Source organism: Ruegeria sp. YTSC004 (genome assembly GCF_059609805.1).
In genome coordinates this window covers 69,783-94,861 of the sequence record NZ_JBXWMJ010000012.1, presented here as the reverse complement: position 1 = coordinate 94,861, position 25,079 = coordinate 69,783, and the positions used below count along the sequence as shown (strand labels likewise).

At 57.5% G+C, this 25,079-nt stretch carries 29 protein-coding genes; 21 read left to right on the top strand and 8 right to left on the bottom strand.

From position 1 onward, the window contains the following. Positions 1 to 44: 44 nt before the first annotated feature. The 3 genes from AC2FFP_RS19125 to dusB are packed head-to-tail and all read right to left on the bottom strand — an operon-like array spanning position 45 to position 3,495. Positions 45 to 1,412 (bottom strand): response regulator, encoded by a 1,368-nt coding sequence (locus AC2FFP_RS19125; RefSeq protein WP_496881374.1) that lies wholly within the window; start codon positions 1,410 to 1,412, stop codon positions 45 to 47. Positions 1,413 to 1,450: 38 nt separating this feature from the next. Next, a complete protein-coding gene (locus AC2FFP_RS19120) occupies positions 1,451 to 2,515 on the bottom strand; it encodes a two-component system sensor histidine kinase NtrB (protein ID WP_496881373.1) in 1,065 nt (354 codons plus the stop codon). After that, positions 2,512 to 3,495, bottom strand: a complete 984-nt coding sequence (dusB, locus tag AC2FFP_RS19115; protein WP_496881372.1) for a tRNA dihydrouridine synthase DusB — start codon at positions 3,493 to 3,495, stop codon at positions 2,512 to 2,514. Before dusB ends, AC2FFP_RS19120 begins: the two co-directional genes overlap by 4 nt. Before the next feature lie 184 nt (positions 3,496 to 3,679). Here dusB and AC2FFP_RS19110 point away from each other — a divergent pair, with 184 nt between their 5' ends. The 6 genes from AC2FFP_RS19110 (at position 3,680) to AC2FFP_RS19085 (ending at position 9,658) form a co-directional block, all read left to right on the top strand. Beyond that, complete coding sequence (locus tag AC2FFP_RS19110; RefSeq protein ID WP_496881371.1) at positions 3,680 to 4,810, top strand: bifunctional 2-C-methyl-D-erythritol 4-phosphate cytidylyltransferase/2-C-methyl-D-erythritol 2,4-cyclodiphosphate synthase; 1,131 nt, start codon at positions 3,680 to 3,682, stop codon at positions 4,808 to 4,810. Then, positions 4,807 to 5,304, top strand: a complete 498-nt coding sequence (locus tag AC2FFP_RS19105) for a phosphatidylglycerophosphatase A family protein (RefSeq protein WP_496881370.1) — start codon at positions 4,807 to 4,809, stop codon at positions 5,302 to 5,304. The genes AC2FFP_RS19110 and AC2FFP_RS19105 overlap by 4 nt, the downstream gene beginning before the upstream one ends. Then, positions 5,301 to 5,777, top strand: coding sequence for a CinA family protein (locus tag AC2FFP_RS19100; RefSeq protein WP_496881369.1), 477 nt, complete (start codon positions 5,301 to 5,303; stop codon positions 5,775 to 5,777). The genes AC2FFP_RS19105 and AC2FFP_RS19100 overlap by 4 nt, the downstream gene beginning before the upstream one ends. Before the next feature lie 160 nt (positions 5,778 to 5,937). Then, positions 5,938 to 7,119: an ammonium transporter gene (locus tag AC2FFP_RS19095; RefSeq protein WP_109311760.1), complete on the top strand. Its 1,182-nt coding sequence runs from the start codon at positions 5,938 to 5,940 to the stop codon at positions 7,117 to 7,119. Positions 7,120 to 7,261: 142 nt separating this feature from the next. Next, complete coding sequence (locus tag AC2FFP_RS19090) at positions 7,262 to 7,942, top strand: orotate phosphoribosyltransferase (RefSeq protein ID WP_480508506.1); 681 nt, start codon at positions 7,262 to 7,264, stop codon at positions 7,940 to 7,942. A gap of 225 nt (positions 7,943 to 8,167) precedes the next feature. After that, on the top strand, positions 8,168 to 9,658 hold the full coding sequence (locus AC2FFP_RS19085; protein ID WP_496723064.1) for a replicative DNA helicase: 1,491 nt from the start codon (positions 8,168 to 8,170) through the stop codon (positions 9,656 to 9,658). A 3-nt stretch (positions 9,659 to 9,661) separates the two neighbouring features. Here AC2FFP_RS19085 and AC2FFP_RS19080 read toward each other — a convergent pair whose 3' ends face one another. Continuing rightward, complete coding sequence (locus tag AC2FFP_RS19080) at positions 9,662 to 10,204, bottom strand: GNAT family N-acetyltransferase (RefSeq protein WP_496881368.1); 543 nt, start codon at positions 10,202 to 10,204, stop codon at positions 9,662 to 9,664. A 229-nt stretch (positions 10,205 to 10,433) separates the two neighbouring features. Between AC2FFP_RS19080 and alr the strand changes: the two genes are divergently transcribed. The 13 genes from alr to AC2FFP_RS19015 all read left to right on the top strand — a co-directional run bounded on the left by alr (position 10,434) and on the right by AC2FFP_RS19015 (position 21,240). Further along, a complete protein-coding gene (gene alr, locus AC2FFP_RS19075; RefSeq protein ID WP_496764585.1) occupies positions 10,434 to 11,468 on the top strand; it encodes an alanine racemase in 1,035 nt (344 codons plus the stop codon). Further along, the gene (locus AC2FFP_RS19070; RefSeq protein WP_472723887.1) at positions 11,465 to 12,247 is read left to right on the top strand and encodes an MlaE family ABC transporter permease; all 783 of its coding nucleotides are present in this window, start codon (positions 11,465 to 11,467) and stop codon (positions 12,245 to 12,247) included. Before alr ends, AC2FFP_RS19070 begins: the two co-directional genes overlap by 4 nt. After that, complete coding sequence (locus tag AC2FFP_RS19065) at positions 12,244 to 12,990, top strand: ABC transporter ATP-binding protein (RefSeq protein ID WP_108858454.1); 747 nt, start codon at positions 12,244 to 12,246, stop codon at positions 12,988 to 12,990. The genes AC2FFP_RS19070 and AC2FFP_RS19065 overlap by 4 nt, the downstream gene beginning before the upstream one ends. 2 nt (positions 12,991 to 12,992) lie before the next feature. Then, positions 12,993 to 13,439, top strand: a complete 447-nt coding sequence (locus tag AC2FFP_RS19060) for a hypothetical protein (protein WP_496779121.1) — start codon at positions 12,993 to 12,995, stop codon at positions 13,437 to 13,439. Between the two features lie 4 nt (positions 13,440 to 13,443). Further along, positions 13,444 to 13,893, top strand: a complete 450-nt coding sequence (locus AC2FFP_RS19055) for a paraquat-inducible protein A (protein ID WP_496779123.1) — start codon at positions 13,444 to 13,446, stop codon at positions 13,891 to 13,893. 197 nt (positions 13,894 to 14,090) lie between these two features. After that, a complete protein-coding gene (locus tag AC2FFP_RS19050) occupies positions 14,091 to 14,822 on the top strand; it encodes a DNA repair protein (protein ID WP_496881367.1) in 732 nt (243 codons plus the stop codon). Positions 14,823 to 14,942: 120 nt separating this feature from the next. Beyond that, positions 14,943 to 16,304: a DNA repair protein RadA gene (gene radA / locus AC2FFP_RS19045; protein ID WP_058278214.1), complete on the top strand. Its 1,362-nt coding sequence runs from the start codon at positions 14,943 to 14,945 to the stop codon at positions 16,302 to 16,304. A 40-nt stretch (positions 16,305 to 16,344) separates the two neighbouring features. Beyond that, on the top strand, positions 16,345 to 16,944 hold the full coding sequence (locus tag AC2FFP_RS19040; protein WP_496881366.1) for a CvpA family protein: 600 nt from the start codon (positions 16,345 to 16,347) through the stop codon (positions 16,942 to 16,944). 191 nt (positions 16,945 to 17,135) lie between these two features. After that, positions 17,136 to 17,741 (top strand): AAA family ATPase, encoded by a 606-nt coding sequence (locus AC2FFP_RS19035; protein WP_496764576.1) that lies wholly within the window; start codon positions 17,136 to 17,138, stop codon positions 17,739 to 17,741. Positions 17,742 to 18,336: 595 nt separating this feature from the next. Further along, complete coding sequence (locus AC2FFP_RS19030; RefSeq protein WP_496764573.1) at positions 18,337 to 18,477, top strand: hypothetical protein; 141 nt, start codon at positions 18,337 to 18,339, stop codon at positions 18,475 to 18,477. A gap of 36 nt (positions 18,478 to 18,513) precedes the next feature. Further along, positions 18,514 to 20,037, top strand: a complete 1,524-nt coding sequence (purF, locus tag AC2FFP_RS19025; protein WP_496764571.1) for an amidophosphoribosyltransferase — start codon at positions 18,514 to 18,516, stop codon at positions 20,035 to 20,037. Between the two features lie 268 nt (positions 20,038 to 20,305). Further along, positions 20,306 to 20,554 (top strand): hypothetical protein, encoded by a 249-nt coding sequence (locus tag AC2FFP_RS19020; protein WP_282151357.1) that lies wholly within the window; start codon positions 20,306 to 20,308, stop codon positions 20,552 to 20,554. 41 nt (positions 20,555 to 20,595) lie between these two features. Beyond that, positions 20,596 to 21,240 carry an SDR family NAD(P)-dependent oxidoreductase gene (locus AC2FFP_RS19015; protein ID WP_496723088.1) on the top strand — a complete coding sequence of 215 codons (645 nt, stop codon included), beginning with the start codon at positions 20,596 to 20,598 and terminating at the stop codon, positions 21,238 to 21,240. A 59-nt stretch (positions 21,241 to 21,299) separates the two neighbouring features. Here AC2FFP_RS19015 and AC2FFP_RS19010 read toward each other — a convergent pair whose 3' ends face one another. From AC2FFP_RS19010 to AC2FFP_RS18995, 4 genes are all read right to left on the bottom strand, one after another. After that, positions 21,300 to 22,142, bottom strand: coding sequence for an ATP-binding protein (locus tag AC2FFP_RS19010; RefSeq protein WP_496844233.1), 843 nt, complete (start codon positions 22,140 to 22,142; stop codon positions 21,300 to 21,302). Between the two features lie 116 nt (positions 22,143 to 22,258). Next, positions 22,259 to 23,134, bottom strand: coding sequence for a twin-arginine translocase subunit TatC (gene tatC / locus AC2FFP_RS19005; protein ID WP_496723092.1), 876 nt, complete (start codon positions 23,132 to 23,134; stop codon positions 22,259 to 22,261). Continuing rightward, positions 23,131 to 23,589: a Sec-independent protein translocase protein TatB gene (gene tatB / locus AC2FFP_RS19000; protein ID WP_496723094.1), complete on the bottom strand. Its 459-nt coding sequence runs from the start codon at positions 23,587 to 23,589 to the stop codon at positions 23,131 to 23,133. Before tatB ends, tatC begins: the two co-directional genes overlap by 4 nt. Positions 23,590 to 23,595: 6 nt before the next feature. Then, positions 23,596 to 23,811, bottom strand: a complete 216-nt coding sequence (locus AC2FFP_RS18995) for a twin-arginine translocase TatA/TatE family subunit (protein ID WP_170354368.1) — start codon at positions 23,809 to 23,811, stop codon at positions 23,596 to 23,598. A 217-nt stretch (positions 23,812 to 24,028) separates the two neighbouring features. Here AC2FFP_RS18995 and AC2FFP_RS18990 point away from each other — a divergent pair, with 217 nt between their 5' ends. Together AC2FFP_RS18990 and AC2FFP_RS18985 are read left to right on the top strand one after the other, a co-directional pair. Continuing rightward, on the top strand, positions 24,029 to 24,337 hold the full coding sequence (locus tag AC2FFP_RS18990) for a hypothetical protein (protein WP_496881365.1): 309 nt from the start codon (positions 24,029 to 24,031) through the stop codon (positions 24,335 to 24,337). A gap of 15 nt (positions 24,338 to 24,352) precedes the next feature. Beyond that, on the top strand, positions 24,353 to 25,024 hold the full coding sequence (locus tag AC2FFP_RS18985; protein WP_496881364.1) for a helix-turn-helix transcriptional regulator: 672 nt from the start codon (positions 24,353 to 24,355) through the stop codon (positions 25,022 to 25,024). The last annotated feature ends 55 nt before the right edge of the window (positions 25,025 to 25,079 follow it).

Below are 25,079 nucleotides of genomic sequence, written 5' to 3'. Positions count from 1 at the left end.
CGTTGCCGGGCTTGTACCCGGATGCCACGCTTTGTGTGGCGATATTACATCAGTTTGCGTCGGCGTGTCACCTGAATATCGAGATCGGTGATTTTTTTGCGCAGCGTATTCCTGTTGATCCCCAGCAAATCCGCACATTTCGCCTGATTTCCGCCGGTTGCGTCCAGTGCCTGCTCGATCAAGGGGCCCTCAACCTCGCGCAGGATGCGCTGATACAGGCCCGGAGGTGGCAACAAATTGCCGTGCAGATCGAAATAGCGACGCAAATGACGGGCCACAGAGGCCGAGAGTTTCTCCCTTTCGCCGTCACCAAGAATCGGTTCCGCTTCGGGCTGACTGCCCAAAACCATCTCAACCTCGGCTTTCGATATTTCTTCGGCCCGGCTGGTCAGGCTTAAACGTCGGATCGCGTTTTCCAACTGTCGTACATTACCGGGCCAGGAATACCTTCGGATCAGTTCTACGGCCTCGGAGCTGAGCCAGCGCTTTGTGCCATGCTCCCGTTCTTCGCGGGCAAGGAAGTGGTCAACCAGCAGGGTGATATCGTCCACCCGCTCGCGCAGCGCTGGCACGTGGATCGTCGCACCGCACAGTCGATAATACAGATCCTGACGCACCCGCCCGCTTTCCATCGCTTCGGTCAGGTCCGATTGGCTGGTCGCCATAAAACGCGGAAGATGATCGCCGGGCGTGTCCATCATCCGGACAATACGTGCCTGGACCTCATCTTCGATATCAGCGATCTCGTCGATCAACAGGGTGCCGCCCCGTACCCTGGCCATAATGCGCGCAGGTCCCTCGAGGTCACGCAGATCACCAGCGGTCGCAGTGACGAAGGGCAGCATGCGCCGGTCCGAAAAATCATGAATAGCTCGCGCTATCAAGGACTTGCCGGTGCCACTTTCACCGGAAATCATGACAGAAAGATCGGTATTCATCACACGTGCCACAAGGCGATACAGCGCCTGCATCCCCGGAGTGCGCCCGACCAGCGGCAGCTCCTCAGGACGGTCTTCGGCAGGTACGACCGCATCCGCCTGCACGCGTTGCTTTTGCTCCAAGGCCCGTGCGGTCCGCTTCATCAGGTCTGGCAGATCAAAGGGTTTGGGCAGATAGTCATATGCATCCGCCTCGGCCGCTTGAATGGCGGTCATAATCGTGTTCTGCGCCGAGATCACGATGACCGGCAGCCCCGGACGATCCTGCGCGATTTTTGGCAACATCTCCAGCCCGTTGCCATCCGGCATAACCACGTCCGAGATTACAACGTCTCCTTTGCCCTCGCCGACCCAGCGCATCAGGGTGGTCAGCGAGGATGTCGCATGAACCTTGCACCCGGCCCGCGTCAGGGCCTGAGTCAGTACGGTTCGGATTGTGCGATCGTCATCTGCGACCAGTACTGTGCCATCCATCAGGTGCTCTCCTTACTATCTCTGCCCGGTTGTCCATCTCAGGTCGCGTCGCGCGGTGCGCGCCTGAGCGACAGTCGGAATACGGTGTGTCCCGGAACCGACTCAGCCAAGATCCAGCCGTCGTGGTCCGAGATGATTTTGCTGACCAGCGCCAGCCCAAGACCGGTGCCGTTTTCCCTGCCCGACACAAACGGATCGAAAATGTCGCTGCGGATGTTGTCCGGTAGCCCCGGGCCGTCATCGATGATTTCAATCTGCAGGGGCAAAGAATGCCCCGAACCGTCGCTGCGGCGCAGGCGGAAGGAATGTTCGAAATACGTCCGCAGGCGGATTGTCCCGCCTTTGGGGGACGCCTCGGATGCATTTTTGAGCAGGTTCAGCACCACCTGCAAAAGTTGATCCGGGTCACCATAGGCCAGCGGCAACGAGGGGTCGTAATCCTCGATAATCGTCATATGCGCGCCAAAGCCCAACAGCGCTGAGCGCCGCGCACGGTCCAGAACGTCGTGGATATTGACTGGTTTGAAATCTGGCTGGGTCAGGTTCCCAAATTGCTCGACTTGCTCTAACAGCTTCACTATTCGGCGGCTTTCAGCAACGATAAGATCTGTAAGTTCAAGGTCTTGCTGACTGATATTCATGCTCAGAAGCTGCGCAGCCCCGGTGATCCCCGCCAATGGGTTCTTGATTTCATGTGCCAGCATTTCCGCCATGCCAATCGCCGATTGCGCCGCAGATTTTACCGTGTTGCCCCGTGTCATCCGCCCCGCCAGTTCGCGTGGGGACATGGTCATGATCATCGACCCCGGATGCCCAAGCAGCGGCGCAATTTGCAAAGCGCATTGCAGCGGCGCCCGATTACCTGACCCCACATCCACATCATTCACGAAAAGCGGTGTGCCCTGTAGGCGTGCGCGCAAAAACGCTTCTTCCAATGGTGCATCCACGGCGATCTGGTCCCAGACCGGATGACCGATAACTGCATTACGGGAGGCGTTCAGGAACCCCTCTCCGGCGGAATTCACATCGGTGATCCGGTCATCGGCATCAATAATGAAAGCCGGAACCGGTAGTGAAGCCCAGATGTTTTGGTCCGAGGTCATGCTGCTGCCTCTGCGTCGCTGTGCAGGGCATCGCCCAACAGACGGAGCACCTCGGCGGTATCCCGCGAGGTCAATACCGCACGGCGAAGGGTTGCCGGGGTCGCGGCCTCATCCATGTACCAGCCAAGATGTTTACGTGCCACGCGCAGCCCCAGATCGGTGCCGTAAAAGTCCAGCATCGCCTCATAATGACCGCGCACCATGTCGATCAGGTCGCCATTGGCGGGGATGACCGGCGCTTGTGCGCCATACAAATCGTGGCACATCTGGGCCAGCAGCCATGGCTTACCCTGCGCCCCACGCCCGACCATGACGCCATCGGCACCTGAGTGGTCCAAAGCCGTGCGCGCTGCATTAGTATCTACGATATCCCCGTTCGCGATGACGGGGATCGACACCGACTCTTTCACCGAACGGATCGCTTGCCAGTCCGCGCGTCCCTTGTAGAACTGGCACCGCGTACGCCCGTGGATTGTGACCAGTTGGATGCCCGCACCTTGCGCCCGGCGCGCCACATCCGGTGCGTTCAGCAGGTTGTCGTCCCAACCCAGACGAGTTTTCAGAGTGACCGGAATGTCGACAGCCTCGACCACGGCCTCAATCAGCGTCAGCGCGTGGTCCGGCGTCTTAAGCAGCGCCGAACCGGAATAGCCATTCGTCACCTTCTTTGCCGGGCAGCCCATATTGATGTCGATCACCCGCGCGCCACGATCGGCCACCTGACGCGCAGCCTCGGCCATCCAATGCGCCTCGCGCCCGGCAAGTTGAACAGCGGTGTTTTCAACGTCAGCAGACAGCTCGGCCCGTTCCCGCACGCCCGGTTTGGCCTGCACCATTTCCTGACTAGCGACCATTTCGCTGACGACCATGCCCGCGCCAAAGCGCATCACCAGATCGCGGAACGGTCGATCGGTGATCCCGGCCATCGGGGCCAGCATGACCGGCGGATTTAAGGTTTTGTCGGCGAGGTGCAGGGTCAACGTGCTTAATCCTTGGGCAGTTGCGACTTAGATATCGAATTCCGCGCATATGAACAACAAAACGGCAGGAAACAAGCTTGCAAAATCACCACTTGACTATTTTTTAAGCAACTTGACGCGGGTGATTGCCTCTACATTCACCGCAGCTTAAACACTGCGCTCAAATCATCGGAGAATTCGCCCAATGACCACCGCCGCCATCATCGTCGCCGCAGGACGCGGATTGCGCGCCGGAGGCGGCATTCCCAAGCAATGGCGACCATTGGCCGGACGCAGAGTTGCAGACTGGACCATCGACCGCTTTCGCCATCAGGTCGATCATATTGTTCTGGTGCTGTCCGAGGATGATAAGACCGCTTGCGACGAGTTTTTAGGCTCTGATCTGCTGCTGGCAAAAGGTGGCAGCGATCGTGCCGGGTCGGTACGGAACGGGCTGGATGTATTGGATGGGATGGGGATCGAACATGTCCTGATTCACGACGTCGCTCGCCCCTGCGTGAGCAGCCAGACCATTACAGGCGTCCTGACCGCCCTGACCAAGCATGAGGCTGCAGCGCCCGGTCTGTCCGTTACAGATGCGCTTTGGACCGGTGACGAAGCCGTCGTTACGGGTACGCAGGACCGGACGGGTCTTTTCGCAGCCCAGACCCCACAGGGTTTTCGCTATGACGCGATTGTAGCGGCGCACGCGGCCCATTCTGGCGGCGCGGCGGACGATGTCGAGGTCGCCCGTGCCGCAGGTATGAACGTGGTAATCGTGCCAGGCGATGCCGATAACATCAAAATCACAAGACCCGAGGATTTTGCCCGGGCGGAACGCGTATTGGGGACAGACATGGATGTGAGACTGGGCAACGGCTATGACGTGCATCGCTTTGGCGACGGGGATCACGTAATCCTGTGCGGCGTCAAAATTCCCCATGACCGAGGGCTGCAGGGCCATTCGGATGCGGATGTCGGCATGCACGCGGTTACTGATGCAATCTATGGCGCGCTGGCGCAGGGCGATATCGGTCAACACTTCCCGCCATCGGACCCGCAATGGAAAGGCGCGGCAAGCGAGATCTTCCTGCGCCACGCGGTCGAGTTGTCGGCCCAGATGGGTTACAGCATCTCAAATGTCGATTGCACGCTGGTCTGCGAATACCCCAAGATCGGTCCGCACGCATCCACGATGCGTGAAGAAATGGCGCGAATCATGGGGCTGCGCGTCGATCAGATATCGGTCAAGGCGACCACGTCTGAACGCCTTGGTTTTACCGGGCGAAGCGAAGGCATCGCCTCGCTTGCAACTGCCTGTTTGGTGAAGTCATGAACGCCGCGCGATTGATCGGGACGGTTTGCGGCGTCGGATATCTGCGCCCGGCACCAGGAACATGGGGATCTCTGGCCGCCCTGCCCCTGGCCTGGGTTCTACATACGCTGGGCGGTTTTCCCTTGTTGGTCATCGCCACTGTCGCCGTTTTTGTCGGTGGCCTGTGGGCAACCAAAGTGATGACTGCTGGGCAGGAAGATCACGACCCGTCCGAAATCGTCATCGACGAAGTAGCCGGGCAGTTCATCTCGCTTTGGGCCATTTCCTACCCATCTTGGGCGCATGGAATTGATATTACAGCCCTTTGGCCCGGCTGGATCGCAGGTTTCCTTCTGTTTCGCCTGTTCGACATCACGAAACCCGGCCCTGTCGGTTGGGCTGATCGCAAAGGTGATGCGATGGGGGTGATGCTGGATGACGTGATCGCCGGCGTCTTTGCCGGGATCGGCGTTCTGGCTTTTGCCGGCATCTCGCACGGTGTCCTTGGCCTATGAATGTCGCCACCTTGCTTGACCGCGCCAAGTCGCAAGGCGTGATGATCGCGACAGCCGAAAGCTGCACCGGCGGCATGGTCGCTGCCGCACTGACGGATATTCCAGGCAGCTCAGCCGTGGTGGATCGCGGGTTTGTCACCTACACCAATGAAGCCAAGCAGCAGATGCTGGGTGTGCAGCCCGAAACGCTGGAAGCTCATGGCGCGGTGTCCGAGGAAGTGGCGCAAGAGATGGCCGATGGCGCATTGAGGAATTCAGACGCGCAATTGACCGTGTCCATCACCGGCATCGCGGGTCCTGGTGGATCCGAATTCAAACCCGAAGGCCGCGTGTGCTTTGGATTGGCAGTGGACGGGCAGAAGACGATAACCGAAACGGTCGAATTCGGGGCGTTGGGGCGTGACAAGGTCCGGCTGACCGCCCGTGATTATGCGTTGGACCTGCTGTCACGCGGCCTTTCGTCAATTGCTTAATAATCTAGCACCCCACTCATTTTGGCGCTCATTTAATCACCGGTTCACAAAAGGCCCTTAAAACAGGCGTCAAAAACCACCTCTGCCTCTTTTTTCCCCGCCTTCTCTCCGCTTCAACGCCAGCTACGCAAGCTGAAGACGCCACAGAGGAGACCGGCTGATGAACGGAGCCGATACCGCCTGGATCATAGTTGCAACTGCACTGGTCCTATTCATGACATTGCCGGGCCTCGCCCTGTTCTATGGCGGCCTCGTGCGCGCCCGCAACGTGCTGAGCGTTTTCATGCACTGCTTCTCAATCGCTTGTTTGATGAGCATACTTTGGTTGGTCGCCGGATACTCGATCGCATTTGGTGACGGTGGGTCGGGCCTGTGGGGCGGTCTGGGCAAAGCCTTCCTGAACGGAGTTGATGTCGACAGCCTGTCGGGCACCCTGCCCGAGGTTCTGTTCTTTGCCTTTCAGATGACCTTTGCAATCATCACCCCCGCCCTCATCATCGGCGCGTATGTCGAGCGTGTGGGCTATGGCTTTGTGATGATCTTCTCGGGCCTGTGGATGCTGCTGTGCTACGCACCCGTCGTCCACTGGATCTGGGGTGGCGGCATTCTGACCGATGGCGGCATTCTGGGCGAGATCGGCGTGCGTGACTTTGCCGGTGGTATCGTAGTGCATGAAACCGCAGGTCTGGCCGCGCTGATCATCGCCGTGGTCCTTGGCCCGCGCCGCAATCGCACAACCCCGCCACACAACCCTGGCTACGTCATGATCGGTGCCGCGATGCTTTGGGTTGGCTGGTTTGGCTTCAACGGCGGTTCACAATTGGCGGCAGATGGCGGTGCCGCTATGGCGATAACAGTCACGCATATCTCGGCCGCAACCGCATCGCTGACATGGGCGCTGTATGAACGCATCAAATATGGTAAAGCCTCGATGGTGGGCCTGGTTACAGGTACGATTGCGGGTCTGGCCTCGATCACTCCGGCCTCAGGCTATGTCGATCCGGTTCAGGCGCTGATCATCGGTGCCGTAGCAGGCGTGTTGTGTCAGGAGGCCGTGAACATCATCCGTAACAAGCTGAACATCGACGACACTCTGGACGTGTTCGCGGTGCACGGCGTCGGCGGCATCTTTGGCACCATCATGATCGCTGTGTTCGGCCTGGGTGCCTGGACCGCGCAGTTGGGCGGGCTGGTCATCGTAGGTGTCTTTACGGCAGTTGTCACATTTGTGTTGATCAAGGTGGTTGCGCTGATCACCCCGCTTCGCGTAGATGCAGAAACTGAGACAAACGGGCTCGATCTTTCGGTACACGGCGAGCGTGCCTATGACATGAGCAGCTAAGCCCACCTTGGCTGCCTCTTGCCCGCAAGGGCCAAAGCGGGCCTCTTCTTGAGGTCCGCTTTTCTTTTGCTTGCACCCTCTCGACTCTGGGCCGCGGGACGGGCTATCAGCCCGCAATGCCATTCAGCCCAGAGGTACCGTTATGATCCCCAGTTCATTCCCCGACAGCACCGAAATCGCTCGCCTGACCGCGCGGATGTTGCTGGAGATCAAAGCCGTCCATTTCAATTCGCGTGAGCCGTTCACACTGGCCAGCGGCTTGCCCAGCCCGACCTATATCGACTGCCGCAAGCTGATCTCGTACCCGCGCATTCGGTCGACCCTGATGGATTTCCTGACCGTCACCGTGATGCGGGATGCCGGGTTTGAGGCATTCGACAATATCGCCGGCGGTGAGACCGCGGGCATTCCCTTCGCCGCCATGGTTGCCGAGCGATTGGCGCTGCCGATGACCTACGTGCGCAAAAAGCCAAAGGGTTATGGCCGCAACGCCCGTATCGAAGGCGCGATGAGCGAAGGTGAACGCGTGCTGCTGGTCGAGGATCTGACCACCGATGGCGGGTCCAAGCTGTCCTTCGTGGATGCGATCCGCGAAACAGGTGCCACTTGTGGGCACACGGCGGTCATCTTCTACTATGGCATCTTCCCCGAGACCGAAAAAACGTTGGGCGACCACGGCATCCAACTGCATCACCTGTGCACATGGTGGGATGTTCTGGCCGAGGCCAAAGCGCAGAAAGCCTTTGATCAGGAAACACTTGACGGTGTCGAAGCCTTCCTGAAAGACCCGCGTGGCTGGCAGGAAGCAAATAAATCCACGTAAACCTCTTGTGGACAGATTGGGGATAAGCCCGGAAGAATCGGTCGACCGGCCACGATATCTGGTGACTTTTGCCCCAATTCCTACATAATAAGCTACGCATACACAGGTATCCAAACTGTCAGGAAAGTTATCCCAAGGCTTTATCCATAGTTAGCCACAGGTATTTCCAGATAGCCGACACGCCGAAATAGCGTGTAGAAAGCGCCGCAGGGCAGCGGGGACAAAATGAACGAGATCAGTAGCATCGAGCAGGCAGCAGCTCGGATTCAGAACGCCGAAACCATGCCGCATTCCATTGAGGCCGAACAGCAGCTTCTGGGTGCGATCCTGACCAATAACGATCTTTATGATCGGGTCGCCTCGATCATCGGGGCCGAGCATTTCTATGACCCGGTTCACTCCCGGATTTATGAAGTCGCCTCGACCCGGATAGCCAAGAATGCGCTGGCCTCGCCGGTGACACTGAAATCCTTCATGGCCGAAGATGAGGGCCTGCAGGAACTGGGTGGCCCGGCCTATCTGGTCAAACTGGCGGGCGCATCGATCAGCGCCTTTGCGGTGCATGACTATGCCCAGATGATTTATGATCTTGCCATCCGGCGCGAGCTGATCCGCCTGGGTCGGGATATCTCGGACAAGGCGGCGCGGGTTGATGTCTCAAGCGAGCCGAAAGAACAAATCGTCGAGGCCGAGCAACAGCTTTATCAGTTATCCGAGCAGGGCCAGACCGAACAGGGATTTCAATCCTTCCTCAAGGCGGTCACAGAAGCCGTCAACGTCACCAACGAAGCGTACCAGCGCGGTGGTGGCATGGCAGGGATTTCCACCGGTCTGGCCGACTTGGACAAACAACTGGGTGGATTGCACCCTTCTGACCTGATCATTCTTGCCGGTCGTCCGTCGATGGGGAAAACCTCTTTGGCGACCAACGTGGCATTCAATGTGGCCAAGGCGTACAAACGTGGGCTGAAACCGGACGGCTCAGAGGGCGCGATTGACGGCGGTGTCGTTGGCTTTTTCTCATTGGAAATGAGTGCGGAACAGCTGGCCGGCCGGGTTCTGGCCGAAGCCTCCGAAATCTCATCCCATAAAATCCGCCAGGGTGACATGACCGAGTCCGAGTTCCGCCGCTTTGTCGACGCGGCCAAGGAACTGGAAGCCTGCCCGCTCTTCATCGATGACACGCCTGCCCTGCCGATCTCGCAGTTGGCGGCTCGGGCACGCCGTTTGAAGCGGACACATGGTTTGGACCTGCTCGTTATCGACTACCTGCAGCTGTGCCGGGGTATGGCCGAAAACCGCGTCAACGAAATTGCCGAGATTTCGATGGGCATGAAAGCCATCGCCAAGGAATTGCAAATTCCGGTGATCGCCCTGTCCCAGCTTTCGCGTCAGGTTGAAAACCGCGACGACAAACGCCCACAACTGTCCGACCTGCGGGAATCAGGCTCGATCGAACAGGACGCCGACGTGGTGATGTTCGTGTACCGCGAGGAATACTACAAGGAACGCGAAAAGCCCGGCGATCACGAACTGGAAAAGATGGAAGAGTGGAAGCAGGCCATGGAACGTCTGCACGGCAAGGCCGAAGTCATTGTCGGGAAGCAGCGCCACGGTCCCATCGGCACGGTCGACCTTTCGTTCGAGGCGCAGTTCACCCGTTTTGGAAATCTGGTAAAACCCTGGCAACAGGACGGGCAGATTGAGGGGTATTAACCCTTACCATAGCTCGGGTTTGTTGAATGCACTGACACAGTGGGATGGCCCCTTGAACGGCGCCATCTCAACCCCCGTCAATGATTGCCCCAACCACCCGTGCGGATGGCTTAACGGCAGAGGAGCTTGGGCGACTTTTTCTGAAATCGGAAAAAACCCGGTTTTGCCGTAGTAGTTCGGATCGCCGTAAGTCAGCACAAAATCCACTTTGTCACGGCGCAGCTCGTCCAACCCAAACGCGATCAGTCGTTGCCCTATCCCCTCTTTCTGGCGATCCGTACGCACGGCAACCGGCGACATCAGGAACACCTTTCGCGGATCTTGGTCAAAGCGCAGCCGCGAAAACAGGATGCAACCCTGCACTTGGGGACCATCATCGGCAATGGCGGCGTGCAGGTCATCTCTGTCCGTCGTCTCCAACAAATCGCTGACCAGCGCACTGATCACTGCTCCCTCTTCTTTACTCTCAGATGCCGTGAATACGTCGCGAAACAGTTCAGGCAGTTCGGTCGCATACGCATTGTAGTCCCAGGTTATTTTCAGCATGGAATTCCTCTCACTTCATCGTCCGGCTCTGAGTAAACGATTTACTTATACAACGTTCGTTGAATACGTAGCGGATACAATGTCGATGCAACTGTAATACTCCTAAAAGTCAGGCAAACCGCCATTGTCCCTGCGATAGCAGCTAGAAGCCGCCCAGCACTCGCAAAATCTCCTCAAGAATTGCTGTTTACCCCCTTGACCTGCCGCAATCCAATGTCATGAACACTCCATGGGTACCGCACACTTAACGATCAATCTTCATGCGCTCGCCAGCAATTGGCGGGCATTGGACGCAAAAACAAAAGTCGAAACCGGAGCAGTTGTCAAAGCTGATGCTTATGGGCTTGGAGCTGGGCCAGTGTCTGCGACCCTGGCTGAAGAAGGGGTTCGCCAATTTTTTGTCGCCGCCGCCGAAGAAGGCGCCGCTGTGCGCGACGCGGTAGGCCCCAAGCCGCAGATTTTCGTGTTCTCTGGTTTCATGGAAGGGGACAATGGGCTACATTATGCAGATAATCTGATCCCTTTGATCAATTCGCCGGAACAGTATAAGAGGCTCCGGCAGGCAATGCCGGATCGCCCTTTTGGGGTCCAATTGAACAGTGGCATGAACCGCCTTGGGCTTGAGCCCGCAGACTGGGCTGAACTGCGGCCCGAGATGGAGGCCAATAACCCGGTGGTAGTTATGTCACATCTGGCCTGCGCGGATGAGCCTGATAACCCGATGAACCAACAGCAGTTGAAATCCTTCCGCGAGATGACAGATGGCGTGACTGCCCCCCGTTCTCTGGCTGCTACGGGTGGTACGATGTTGGGGTCCGAGTTCCACTTTGACTTCTGCCGCCCCGGCATCGGCCTGTACGGCGGCATGCCCTTTGCCGACGCGAAACCCGTTGTCGCGATCGACCTGCCTGTTATCCAAGTCCGCCCTGTCGACGTCGGTGAAACGGTCGGATACGGCAACAGCTGGATTGCGCGTCGTCCCTCTCGCATTGCAACCGTTGCCGCCGGTTACGCTGATGGATTGCACCGCGCCATCGGTGGTGGGATCGACGTGTTTTTTGGCAACCAGCCCTGCCCCGTTGTTGGACGCATCTCGATGGATCTGATCACGGTCGACGTCACCGATCTGCCCGAAGATCCCGAACGCCTGCGCATCCTGAACGGACATCAAACAGTCGACGACTTGGCCGAAGCCGCCGGCACCATCGGCTATGAAATCCTGACGTCGCTGGGCGCGCGTTATTCCCGGGGATACGTGGAATGAACCCTTTGGCCGTGCTGGGTGGGTTGGGCCGTGCTGTCCTGTCCATGCTTGCCAATTTTGGCAAGGTGGGAATTTTTGCGCTGGACGCGATCTCACACATCTTTCGGCCACCCTATTACCCGCGCGAATTTGCCGTTGCCCTGATGAATGTGGGCTGGCTGTCACTGCCGGTTGTTGGCCTGACCGCAATCTTCACTGGTGGTGCGCTGGCCTTGCAAATCTATGCGGGCGGCGCGCGTTTTAACGCCGAGGCCGTGGTACCCCAGATCGTTGCCATCGGCATGGTGCGCGAGCTTGGGCCGGTGCTGGTTGGCCTGATGATCGCCGCGCGCGTAACCTCATCCATTGCAGCAGAAATCGCTACGATGAAAGTGACCGAGCAGATTGACGCGCTGGTCACCCTGTCGACCCACCCGATGAAATACCTAACCGCGCCGCGGGTTCTGGCCGCACTCATCACCGTGCCCTTACTGGTCGGTATCGGTGATATCATCGGCATCGCAGGCGGCTATGTGGTTGCGACCCAAAATCTGGGCTTCAACGCAGCGACGTACCTGCAAAACACGGTCAATTTTCTTGAAACCAAAGACATCGTGTCATCGCTGGTCAAAGGCGCAGCCTTTGGCCTGATCGCAGCCATCATGGGCTGTTACTACGGCATGAACTCGGGCCGGGGTGCGCAAGGCGTTGGCCGAGCGACCAAGTCATCGGTCGAATCCGCCGCGATCATGATCCTGGCCGCCAACTTCATTCTCACAGGAGTGTTCTTCTCGGTATGATCAGGATGGAGAACGTAGCAAAAGCCTTTGGCGACAATCAGGTTCTGCAAAGCATGAGCCTTGAGATCCCCAAGGGCACCTCGATGGTCATCATCGGTGGTTCGGGCACCGGCAAGTCCGTGGCGCTGAAGTGCATTCTGGGCCTGATCAAACCCGATAGCGGGATGATCTACGTAAACGGTAAGGACGCTGCAAAAGGTGACCGCGATAAATTCCTGGCCCGCTTCGGGATGCTGTTTCAGGGCGCGGCGCTGTTCGATTCCCTGCCCGTCTGGCAAAACGTTTCCTTCCGTCTGCTGCGCGGTCCGTTGAAACGCCCAGCCGAGTACGCGCGTGAGATCGCCATCGAAAAACTGCGCCGCGTGGGCCTGAAATCCGACGTCGCGGACCGCTTCCCCTCCGAACTGTCGGGCGGGATGCAAAAACGCGTGGGCCTAGCCCGCGCCATCGCCGCCGAGCCCGAGATCATTTTCTTCGACGAGCCCACCACAGGGTTGGACCCGATCATGTCCGGCGTCATCAACGACCTGATCCGCGAGATCGTGACCGAGATGGGCGCCACCGCGATGACCATCACCCACGACATGAGCTCTGTCCGCGCGATTGCGGACAACGTGGCCATGCTGCACGGAGGCGTCATCCAATGGACCGGCCCGGTCAGCCAGATGGATGCGTCGGGTGATCCTTATGTGGAGCAGTTTATCAGCGGCAGTGCGGAAGGGCCGATTGAGGCGGTGAGATAAAGATGAACGTCAGCCTGATAGAACTGTCAGATCTCATCAGGCTTTTGGGCCTTGCGTATTTGACGGGTATTGTGATCTCTACATCCGGCGTTTTTCCTGCCTTTGCGAAGTCACAGTTTTCGAACAGCAAATACGACGAATCTCAGACCACTATTCAAAGAAAACAGCTCGGCTGGAGTTTCGGACTGTATGCCGAAGACGAGAGCAATGCAAAGGCTACCGTTCTGACTTGGATAGCGGTAGTTGTACTAATCGCGGTGGCCTTCTTTGGCTTGCGCTGGGCAGAAAATGCACAAATCCCTGCACTGAATGTTACTCTGGGAATTACGTGCATCCTTTTGGGGCTTAACTGCCGCAGGCTGTTTTTGCGAAAATGGGCTGGAAAAGCATGGAAAATCGACTTTGCAAGCTTTCTGGTTGGATTGTTTATTTTGATTACCCAAATATAGATTCATGCTCCGCTTCGCCACCCTTTCGCTCCTGATCCTCTACCCCATCGCGTGGTTCGCCCCGCTGATGCGCGCAGGGCTTCTCCCAATCTTCGGCCTCAGCGAGATCAGTGTCATCACCGGCCTGCAATCCTTGTGGAAATCGGACGTCTTTCTGGCCCTGATTGTCACCATCTTCGCCCTCTTCGCACCATACATCAAAACCATCGGCACAGCGCTTATCCAATGGGACTTGTTGGACCCGCGCGTCCAACCTGCGCTCAACCTACTCGGGAAACTCGCCATGGCGGACATCTTCCTGATCGCGCTCTATATCACGCTGGCGAAGGGAATCTCCTACGCGACCATCGAAACTGCATGGGGTCTTTACCTGTTCACGGCGTGCATTCTGGCCTCGCTCGCACTAGGCCACATTACCGAAATGACACGCGGATCACGAAATTCTCAGACGTAATTGATTGAAAACGCTTATCTGAGTATCATCTATATATTTCGAGCAGAAAATTTTTGTAGTTTCGGTCCTGAGCGGATCATTCTGTGTGCGTTAGATGTCCCCGCTTTGGGCTGGTGTGTTCCGGTTTCAAAAGGAGTTCGTCTAAGATGACTGCCCTCCACAACATCACATTGCAATTTCAGAATGCCTTTTTAAGATTGACTTTTTTCCTCATATGCACTGCGGCCCTGTTCTCGGTTGGCGCGTGTTTTCTGTCCGCTTTGGGGGTACTGCCCTGGCTATCCATGCAGGCCGGTTTCGGCACAGGTCCAGCTGTCGACGCAGGTATGTATGTTCAGACAGGCCTGACGGTGCTGATTCTCATGTTGGCGTTTTATCTTCCCGCAAACGCCCGGATGATGGCGCTTGAAACGTCACATCGTAAGTTCTCATTGAACATGCATGACGTGGCTCAGGCCTATCACTTGGCCCATTCAGCAGATCGCGGCGAAACGTTTCTGCTGTCCTCAGAATTCGACGCGGTCAAGGAAAGGATGGCCTTCCTGCGCCACCACCCTGACCTGCAATCGCTTGAACCCGAAATCCTGGAGCTGGCCGCACAAATGAGCCAAATCAGCCAAGAGCTGGCAGAAACCTATGGCGATGCGCGCGTCAGCCGTGCTCGCACGTTCCTGCAGCAACGTCAGGAAGAAATTGAGACGTTCCAGAAGCGGATCGAAGAAGCGCAGGTCATCCAGCATGAGCTGCGCCAATGGACCCACGATATAGAAATGGAAGAATCCATTGCCAAATCGCAGCTGGCACGTTTGCGGGACGAACTGTTTGAACTGTTGCCCGAATTGTCGGCACAGCTTCAATCGCCCGTGGACGACCGCGATCCCAAGAAATCGAGCGTCATAGCAATGTCGCCGCCCCGCGCAGCGGAATAGGCGCGACAGTGCCCGCCGGGGACGATGGCCCATAGGGCCTGAGGACGCGGCGCGCCTCCGGCAGAGATGAAAGCCCAACAAGGGCTTGAAGAACCGCCCGCGCTCGGGCACCAAGGCCGAATGGCAAAGACAACTTTCTCCTGCTCGGCTTGTGGCGCAACGCATTCCCGGTGGTCCGGGCGGTGCGACGGCTGCGGTGAATGGAACACAATCACGCAAGACGTGCCTCTTTCGGCTGGCCCTGCAAAGAAATCCCTCGGCGGCAAACGTGGCCAGTCCATTACACTCACGGACCTGTCGACCGAGGAAACACCGCCGCCGCGCACCTTGTGCGGCGTAGAAGAACTGGACCGCGTTTTGGGTGGCGGTCTGGTCCCGGCCTCGGCCCTGCTGGTTGGGGGTGATCCAGGTATCGGCAAGTCGACGCTGCTGTTACAGGCCGCAGCGCGGTTTGCACGTGCGGGCGTCAAGACCATCTACGTATCTGGCGAAGAAGCCAGCGCTCAGGTGCGCATGCGCGCGCGCCGGCTGGGGCTAGAGGATGCACCGGTCCAACTGGCCGCCGAAACCAATCTGCGGAACATACTGACGACGCTTGAGGCTGAGAAACCCGGTCTGGCCATCATCGACTCGATTCAGACCATGTGGGCCGACAATGTGGACAGCGCACCGGGCTCGGTGTCACAAGTCCGGGCCGCGGCGCATGAATTGACCACCTTTGCGAAACGACACGGTGTTTCAATCATCATGGTCGGCCACGTCACCAAAGAAGGCCAAATTGCGGGTCCCCGCGTCGTCGAACATATGGTGGACACCGTCCTTTATTTCGAAGGCGAGCGCGGCCATCAGTTCCGCATCCTACGGGCGGTCAAGAACCGCTTTGGCCCTGCGGACGAGATCGGCGTGTTTGAAATGACTGGCAAAGGGCTGGCACAGGTGACCAACCCATCGGCCTTGTTCCTGTCCGAACGCGGCACGCCCAGCCCCGGATCGGCAGTCTTTGCCGGGATCGAAGGCACACGCCCCGTTTTAGTTGAATTACAAGCGCTTGTAGCCCCGTCTCCACATTCACAACCACGCCGGACCGTTGTCGGTTGGGACAGTGGAAGGTTGGCAATGATCCTCGCCGTGCTTGAAGCACGCTGCGGCATCCCTTTTGCAGGTCTCGATGTGTACCTCAATGTCGCAGGCGGATTGAAAATCGGTGAACCCGCCGCAGATTTGGCCGTTGCCGCAGCCCTTCTGAGTGCCCGAGAAGACACAGCCCTGCCCGCAGATACCGTTGTTTTCGGAGAAATCTCGTTATCTGGGGCACTTAGACCGGCCCCACAGACCGAAAACAGGTTGAAAGAAGCCCAAAAACTTGGTTTCACATCGGCAATCGCTCCGGCGGGCGGCAAAACCGGTACTGTGGCAGGTCTGACACTCACCCGACCCTCTGATTTGGTTGGGTTTGTTGGCGAAACCTTCGGAGCAGGTTAAAGTCGCCCCCTGAGGGGCAGAAAAAAAACAGGCGAGGGCCATGGAAGGTTTTACAATAATTGACGGGGTCGTTGCCCTGATCGTCGTCGTTTCAGGCATTCTTGCCTATTCGCGCGGCTTCTTACGTGAGGTTCTGGCCATCGCAGGCTGGGTCGCAGCCGCAGTGCTGGCCTTTGTTTTCGCACCCCAAGCGGTGCCACTGGTCAAAGAGATTCCGGTTGTTGGGGATTTCCTGCGCGACAGCTGCGAATTGTCCGTCATTACGGGCTTTGCTGCAGTGTTTGCAGTTGCACTTATTATTGTCAGCATCTTTACGCCCTTGTTTTCGTCGATCGTCCAGCGATCTGCTTTGGGCGGACTGGATCAGGCACTTGGCTTTTTCTTCGGCATCGCCCGCGGCATCCTGTTGGTTGCCATCGCGTTCTTTGTCTATGACACTGTGATGACGGGTCAGTCCTATACGATCGTTGACGAAAGCCGCTCGGCCAAAGTGTTCGAACAGTTCAGCGATAAGATCGAAGAACAGAACCCCGAAGCGGCCCTTGGCTGGGTCACCCGCCAATATGAAGAACTGGTCGCCAGCTGTGCGGAAGGTTCCGCACCGGCCGAGGATCTGACAGCCCCCACGACTACGGAATAAAGTTTCCCTTGCTGTGGGCATGGCCTTTGAACAAATGCTGCAGATCATCGAACGGTGGTCTGCAGCGATCATATTTACGAGCGGTCAATGGCAGTATTGAGCCCAACGCATCGCATACAACAATCTCCACCAATGTCCGCCGCTGTTTCTGGGCAGTCAATTCGTAGGATCTACTCCGGACGCGCCGTCGAATGAAGGTCACGATATACAGGCGAGCCTGTTTCCCCGGGGTCCTATGGAAGGGTGTTTTCATGAGACACGCAGTGATCGTAACGGGTCTTCCAGCAAGTGGAAAAACGACAGTCGCTCGTGAAATCTCTAAACCCTTGGGCTTTGAGTTTCTAGACAAAGACGATTTCCTCGAAGACCTATACGAGCGTGAGAGTGTCTCTTCATGGAACCATCGAAAAAGCCTCAGCAGGCAAAGCGATGACGCATTCCAAAAAGCAGCTAAAAAGTCAGGTTCCGCCGTCCTCGTGTCACATTGGCGGCCGCTACGAAGTACCGCAGATAGCGGAACGCCGTCGGATTGGTTAGTTGAGGAATACGATTCATTGGTTGAGGTGTGTTGCTTGTGCTCCCCAGAAGAGGCCCTCAGGCGATTTTTGTCGAGAACGAGACATCCAGGACACCTAGATAAGCAACGTGACACCAAAGAACTGGCAAAGCGCTTAGATTCTTGGACCAATCGCTTTCCTCTTCGAATGGGCACGTTGTTAGAAGTTCGAACTGACGCTGAAGTGAACTTTGAGAGGTTGATGGTGGATGTTCGAAAGTCGTTGTCATCTGGTGGATAGCAGCCATCCGCGCTGCCACAGCGAAAGTAAGAAAATCCGCCGACCACAAACTGAACCACCGCAGGCGTCCCAACGAATTTGGGAACAGATCGTCGACATCAAATGATGACGACAGCAATACCGAACAAGCTGCAATACTTGTCCTGATGAACTGGAATGTAGCCGGGAATTTTCCAGATCGCATTCGGGCTCAGACGAACCCTTCGCCTGCACAAACCGTGCATCTAATCGTCTTTAAACCGAAACAGCCGTCGCAGCGATTGAAAATCGGCTTCCCGTGAATGTCGCGGCTTTTGATAACCTCCCCCGATCCATTACAGATCTGACAGGGTGCCCGCCCCATGCCCCTGCATCGGTGACACCGGCGCTTTACCGGTTCTTCTTTTTTGTTTCCTTGTTTGTGCTGCCACATGCCGGGTATCCGATCGAACCTGTATCATTGCCGAAAACTCACTATGTCGACCATGACACCACATGCCCGCGGCCGCTGTCACCTTTTCAATTTGTTTTTGGCAGAATCCGCATGCGTCAAATCGCGAATGTGATCCTTTGATGACACAGGCGCGCTTAGGCATTATGTGAGTGGCGAACTGACATGGAATCGGAGCTGCCGATCTTGCTGTATCTGTTTTCTTACGCGCTTACCGTTGCGACGCTGGCGTGTGCGCGCCGCCAATCGGCCGGGCGACAATGCGTACAGATACCGCTGTCCAGACGGTCCGACCCGCACACCTAATCAACATAAACACGTCATGGAAATTGGAGCCCGTATATGTGTGGCATTTTAGGGATCGCAAGCAGGACACATGATGTCTTTGCGGAAATCTATGACGGGCTGCTGATGTTGCAGCACCGGGGTCAGGATGCCTCGGGGATCGTGACCTATACCGGTGAATTCTTCCGAGAGAAGAAAGCCAACGGGTTGGTCAAAGACGTCTTTAACGCCTGCGACGCCGAGACCCTGCTGGGACAGGTCGGTATGGGGCATGTGCGCTACCCTACGGCCGGATCGCTTAGCGCGGCTGAGGCACAGCCGTTCTTCGTCAACGCGCCCTATGGCATCTATCTGGTCCATAACGGCAACATCACCAACACCGCCGAGCAGCGCGAGAAAGTCACCGCCAAATACAGTCGTCATCTGCGCACCACGTCGGATTCAGAGATTATGCTGAATGTGCTGGCCGACAAAGTGGCCGACGCAATCAAGGTCAATGGCAATGCCGAACCGATCCGCAACATCTTTGCCGGTGTGAAGATGACAATGGAACGCGTTCAGGGTGCCTATTCAGTGATCTGTCTGGTGGCCGGTGTTGGCATGCTGGCGTTTCGCGATCCCTACGGCATTCGACCGCTGTCGGTTGCCAAGCGCGATGTGGATGGAGACGGCGACGACTATGCCTTTGCGTCCGAAGACGTGGCATTCGGCATCAACGGATTTGAAAAGCTGCGCGATGTGAAACCGGGTGAGGCCATCCTGATTGACCTCGACGGCAACATGCACACTTTTCAGGCGGTTGAAGGTCAACTGACCCCCTGTATCTTCGAATACGTCTATCTGGCCCGTCCGGATTCGCTGTTAGATGGTGTTTCGGTCTACAAAACCCAGATGCGTATGGGCCAGACTCTGGCGCGCCAGATTGAGGCTGCAGGCCTAGAGATCGACCGCATCATTCCTGTGCCGGACAGCGCGCGCCCTGTGGCGCTTGAGGTCGCGAAAGCCACGGGCATTCCTTACCGTGAGGGACTGGTCAAGAACCGCTATGTAGGCCGCACATTCATCATGCCCGGTCAGGAAGAGCGTCAGAAATCCGTACGCCGCAAGCTGAACGCGGTTCCGCTGGAGTTCAAAGGTCACAACGTATTGCTGATCGACGATTCCATCGTGCGCGGCAACACGATCAAAAAGATCGTTCAAATGTGCCGTGAAGCCGGGGCCAAGAAGGTGTTCATCGCCAGCGCCTCGCCACCGGTGAAGTTTCCCAACGTTTATGGCATCGACATGCCCACCAAGCACGAGTTGATCGCAAACGGTAAGAACATTGAGGATATCCGGCAGGAGTTGGGCGCAGACGCCTTGTTCTATCAGGACCTCGATGACCTGATTTGGTCAGCCAAGGAAGGCAACCCGGATATCGAATCCTTCGATTGCTCGTGCTTTGACGGAAATTACATTACCGGCAGCGTCAGCGAAGACTATCTGGACAGCCTCGAAAACAGCAGCCGGGTCAGCAAGAAAAAGCAGGACATGCAGGTGCCCGGCGGGTCCTGGAATGCGGCCAAACTGGCGTCCGGCTAAGGACATATCAGCGAATCAGATTGCAGTGATGGCCCGTTTCGCAATTGCGATGCGGGCCTTTTCACGTATGGGCTGCGCCTGATCGGTCGGTTTTCGCGCACAACTTTTCGATGAAGAAACCGCAATTGCAGGGGCTTCGGCGGCGCAGCAATTCAGCTGCGCTATCGCGCAATCCCCGCCCCTTTAGTTCCGGTCCTTCGTTTGATAGCGCATCTGCCGAACCACTCATAAAACAAGGGGTCAGGCCAACGCGGCCGGGCCGGAAATCATGTCAAACGCCAACGTCAAAAGCGCGGCCACACAGACAGGCGCGTTGAAGAAGAACGCAGTCGCTGTCCTGGGCATCTTTGGCCCAAAAGCTGACATGCGTGCATTGGTACGCCTGTCGTCAGGTCGGGTCAAAGAGGTCAAACCCGGCAGTCGGGTGTCCTCGGGCACTGTGATAGCCATTGATGACGAAGGCGTCATGCTGCGACAAAGCGGCCAGACCAAGCGGATCGTCATCCCCGGAAGTTAATCTGTCTTGACGCCCTGCGCGCATGGGTTCAAACCGCCCTTATGACCGATCAGACTAAAATTGCCCTCATCACCGGGGCCTCGCGCGGTTTGGGTGCTGCCCTGGCCGAAGCTCTGGCACCCGAGTATCACATCGTCGCCGTCGCCCGCACCACTGGTGGGCTGGAAGAGTTGGACGACCGGATCAAAGCCAAGGGTGGTGCCGCCACGCTTGCGCCGATGGACATCGCGGATCCGAACGCCATGGCGACGCTGTGCCGGGGCATTCATGACCGATGGGGCAAAGTTGATCTGTGGATGCACACTGCAGTCCACACCTCGGCCCTGACGCCCGCGCATTTCGTGGACCCCAAGGAATGGACGAAGGCGGTCAACATCAACGCCACAGCCACGTCGGTTCTGATCCCGTATATCGCGCCCCTGCTGGGCGACAGCGGCCATGCGGTGTTTTTTGACGATCCCAAGGCCGGTGAAAAATTCTATGGCATCTATGGTGCAACCAAGGCTGCGCAACTGGCGCTTGCCCGTAGCTGGGCGGTGGAAACAGAACGTACAGGACCACGCGTTTCGATCGTGGAACCCGCACCGATGCCGACGGCCGTACGCGCCAGGTTCCATCCCGGCGAAGACCGCAATGCGTTGATAAACCCGGCGGATGAGGCTGCCAGAATTTTGGCATTGTTGTAGGAATTGCCCTTTAGGCCATGCCTCCAGTGGGGGTATTTTGGCCTGATGTAGCGGGCGGTCTACGCGATATGTACGCCGTTGCGCCCAGCCAGATCGACAAAGAACTGCCATGCCACGCGACCCGAGCGTCCGCCCCGGGTGGCTTGCCATTCGATGGCCTCGGCGCGCAGGATATCGGCGTCGACGCATACACCATGAGCCGCGCAATACCGGTCAATCATCGCAAGGTATTCATCCTGATCGCAGGGATGGAAGCCCAGCCACAGGCCGAACCGGTCAGAGAGCGAGACTTTTTCCTCGACCGCCTCTGACGGATTGATCGCGCTGGAGCGTTCGTTTTCGATCATGTCCCGCGGCATCAGGTGACGGCGGTTCGAGGTCGCGTAGAAGACAACGTTTTCGGGGCGGCCCTCGATGCCTCCGTCCAGCACCGCCTTGAGTGATTTGTAATGCTGATCATCGTGGCTGAACGACAGGTCATCGCAGAACAGAATGAACCGGTGCGGAGCGGCGCGCAGATGGTTGAGAAGGCGCGCGACCGAGCCCATATCTTCACGCTGAAGTTCGACCAGTTTGAGGTCTGGAAAATCCGCCTGCAACGTACCGTGGACAGCTTTCACGAGGCTGGATTTGCCCATGCCCCGTGCGCCCCACAACAGCGCGTTGTTGGCCTTGTACCCGGCCGCAAAGCGGCGCGTGTTGTCCAGCAACGTTTCGCGTGAGCGGTTAATGCCCACCAGCAGGTCCAGATCGACACGGTTGACCTGTTTGACCGGCTCAAGCCGGTCCGGCTCGACTTGCCAGACAAAAGCCGGGGCAGCTTCGAAGTCGGGCGCGGCCAATGGGGCCGGTGCCATGCGTTCCAAGGCGTCAGCGATACGGTTCAGGGCTTGGTCGTTCATAGGCGCCTCCGGTCAGTTTTGCTGGTTTCAAACCATGTTCCGCCGGGCGCAACAAGAGCCGCGCACAAAAAAGGCGCGCCGTGACGGACGCGCCTGATTGTTATCGATCATCAGGATTACTTGCCTTCTTCTTCCTGAATAATCTCTTCATCCGCTTCTTCTTCATCGTCGTAGTAACCGTCAGCGCGCAGTTGTTCCTCGCGCTTTTTCTCGACGCGTGCGACCAGGAAGATCGAAATTTCGTACAGCCCATAGACAACCACGAACAGGATGACCTGAGTGATCACGTCAGGCGGTGTCACCAGTGCGGCCAGAACCAGAATGGCGACCACCGCGTACTTACGCACGGCCCCCAGACCTTCGGCAGTTACCAGCCCGGCTTTTCCCATCAGGGTCAGAAGAACCGGCAACTGGAAGCACAGCCCAAAGGCCACGATGAACTTGATGGTCAGGTTCAGGTATTCCTGTGCCGAGCCCTGGAAGACCACGCTGAGCGGTGCAGTAGCAGTGCCGTCAACTACTGCCTCGCCTTCTGATCCGAACTGCTGGAAGCCAAGGAAGAAGTCATAAGCCAGCGGCGTGACCACGTAGAAGGCAAAGCTTGCCCCCAGCAGGAACATGAATGGCGATGCCAGCATGAACGGCAGGAACGCGTTCTTTTCCGACCGGTACAGGCCCGGTGCAACGAACCGCCACATCTGCATCCCTATATAGGGGAATGCCAGAATGAAGCCGCCCAGAAGCGAGACCTTGATGGCGACGAAGAACCCTTCCTGCGGTGAAATGAAGATCAAATCACAATCCTGCCCGCGTTCTGCCAGCACCTCGCACAATGGGTTTGTGAGGAAGTTGAACAGCGGCGTGGCAACGGTGAAGCAAATTATCATCCCGATCAGGAACGCCACGACGCAGTGAATCAACCGCGTGCGCAGTTCTGCCAGATGCTCGATCAATGGGGCCGAGCTGTCTTCGATCTCGTCGGTATTGCTCATGTCTTGCTTTCAGTATTCAGCGCGGCTTCGGCCTCTTCAGCCTTGGCTAGCGCATCCGCAGCTTCTTTGGCCTTACGCTCGGCAGCGGCACGTGCCGTCGAGGCCTGGATCTTCTTGGCCTGCTCTGCACGTTCAGCAGCCAGTTTACCGGTTTCGCTGTCGGGGTCGAACTTAGTCGGGTCCATGCTCTTGGCCATTTCCTGCGCAGCTTCTTTCACGCCGTCCATGGCGGTGTTCACAGGATTGGTGGCCGCATTCAGACCCTTCTTGATCTCGTTCACACCCGCCTGATCCGCTGCCTCGTTCATGGCGCTGCTAAACTCGCGCGCCATGCCACGGGCCTTGCCGACCCAGCGGCCAACGTTACGGAACAGCACCGGCAGGTCCTTTGGCCCCACAACGATCAGGGCAACAATGCCGATGACCAGAAGCTCGGTCCAGCCCAGATCAAACATCTGCGCTTAGGCCTTGTCTTTGTCGGTCTCGGGGGTGACGTCTTTCGCCATCTCGGACGCGTCCTGCTCTAGCTCGTCCGCACCTTCTTTGACGCCCTTCTTGAACGAGGTGATGCCTTTGCCCACTTCGCCCATCAACGAGCTGATTTTGCCGCGGCCAAACAGCACCAGCACCACAACGGCAATCAGCAGAAGACCGGGAAGTCCGATATTGTTAAGCATGTCTCTTCTCCTTTGAAGTCGGCGCAGGCGCGCCGGGAATGTGATCTGGCACTGTGTTTACGCCAGGGCGGTCCATCGCAAAAGCGTGTCGGCCCGGTTCAATGCCCAAAAATGAACGGATCACGCGATTTTTGAGGACTCGCAATTCTCAACTGACAGGTTTATGTCAGTTGAGAGCGCGTAGAACGGCCCTGTCTCATCAAAACAGGAGCATGACGTGACACAAATCGCAGAAACCGTAACCTTCAAACTCGCAGCCGATGTAACAAACGAGGATTTCGTGAACATCATGAAAGGCACCGAATCCTTTGTTCGGAACGCAGATGGCTTTGTCTTTCGACGCCTCAGCGCAGGGGATGACGGGCTTTGGACCGACACCGTCATCTGGGCAGACATGGATTGCGCTCAATCCGCCGCCGTTGCATTTCCCAAACAGGACTTCGCCCCCGCGGTGATGGCTGCAATCGCGCCGGACACGGTGACTATGCGCCACGATGCAATCCATTGGACCATCGGAGCGTCATGACACACAGGACATCCCATGCGCCGCAGTGACCGGCTATTCGATATCATCCAGATCCTGCGCGACGGCAAACTGCACCGTGCGCAGGACATCGCGGATCGGCTTGAGGTGTCGGTCCGCACCATCTATCGCGACATGGATACGCTGGTTGCTTCGGGCGTCCCGGTCGAGGGCGAGCGTGGCGTAGGCTACATGGTGCGCGAGCAGATCACCCTACCCCCTCTGAACCTGACCCCTACCGAGCTTGAGGCGTTGAACCTCGGTATGGCCATCGTAGCCGAAGCCGCAGACCCCGACCTCAAGGCCGCAGCCACGTCGCTGGCCGACAAGATCGATGCCGTGTTGCCCACGCAGGTCGTGGCCGAGGCTGACAGTTGGAAATTTGCAGTCTATCCCTTTGCCGATGCGGCTCGGGGGCTGGCGCATATGGCCCCTATCCGTGCCGCTATCAAATCGCGTCAGAAACTCCGTCTGTCTTACCGCCGGATCGACGGCGTTCTGACAGACCGGGTCATACGCCCCCTGCACATGGAATACTGGGGGCGCGTCTGGACACTGACGGCGTGGTGCGAGTTACGTCAGGGGTTCCGTGTTTTTCGCATAGACCTGATCGAAGCAATCTCGCCCCTGCCGGAGGTCTTCGCAGACGAGCCCGGCAAGCGCCTAAGCGATTATGATCCGCACGCCTGACGGGATTCGTCTTTTCGCAAATACTCTGGCCGAATGCTTGGCCCGCTCAGGGCCA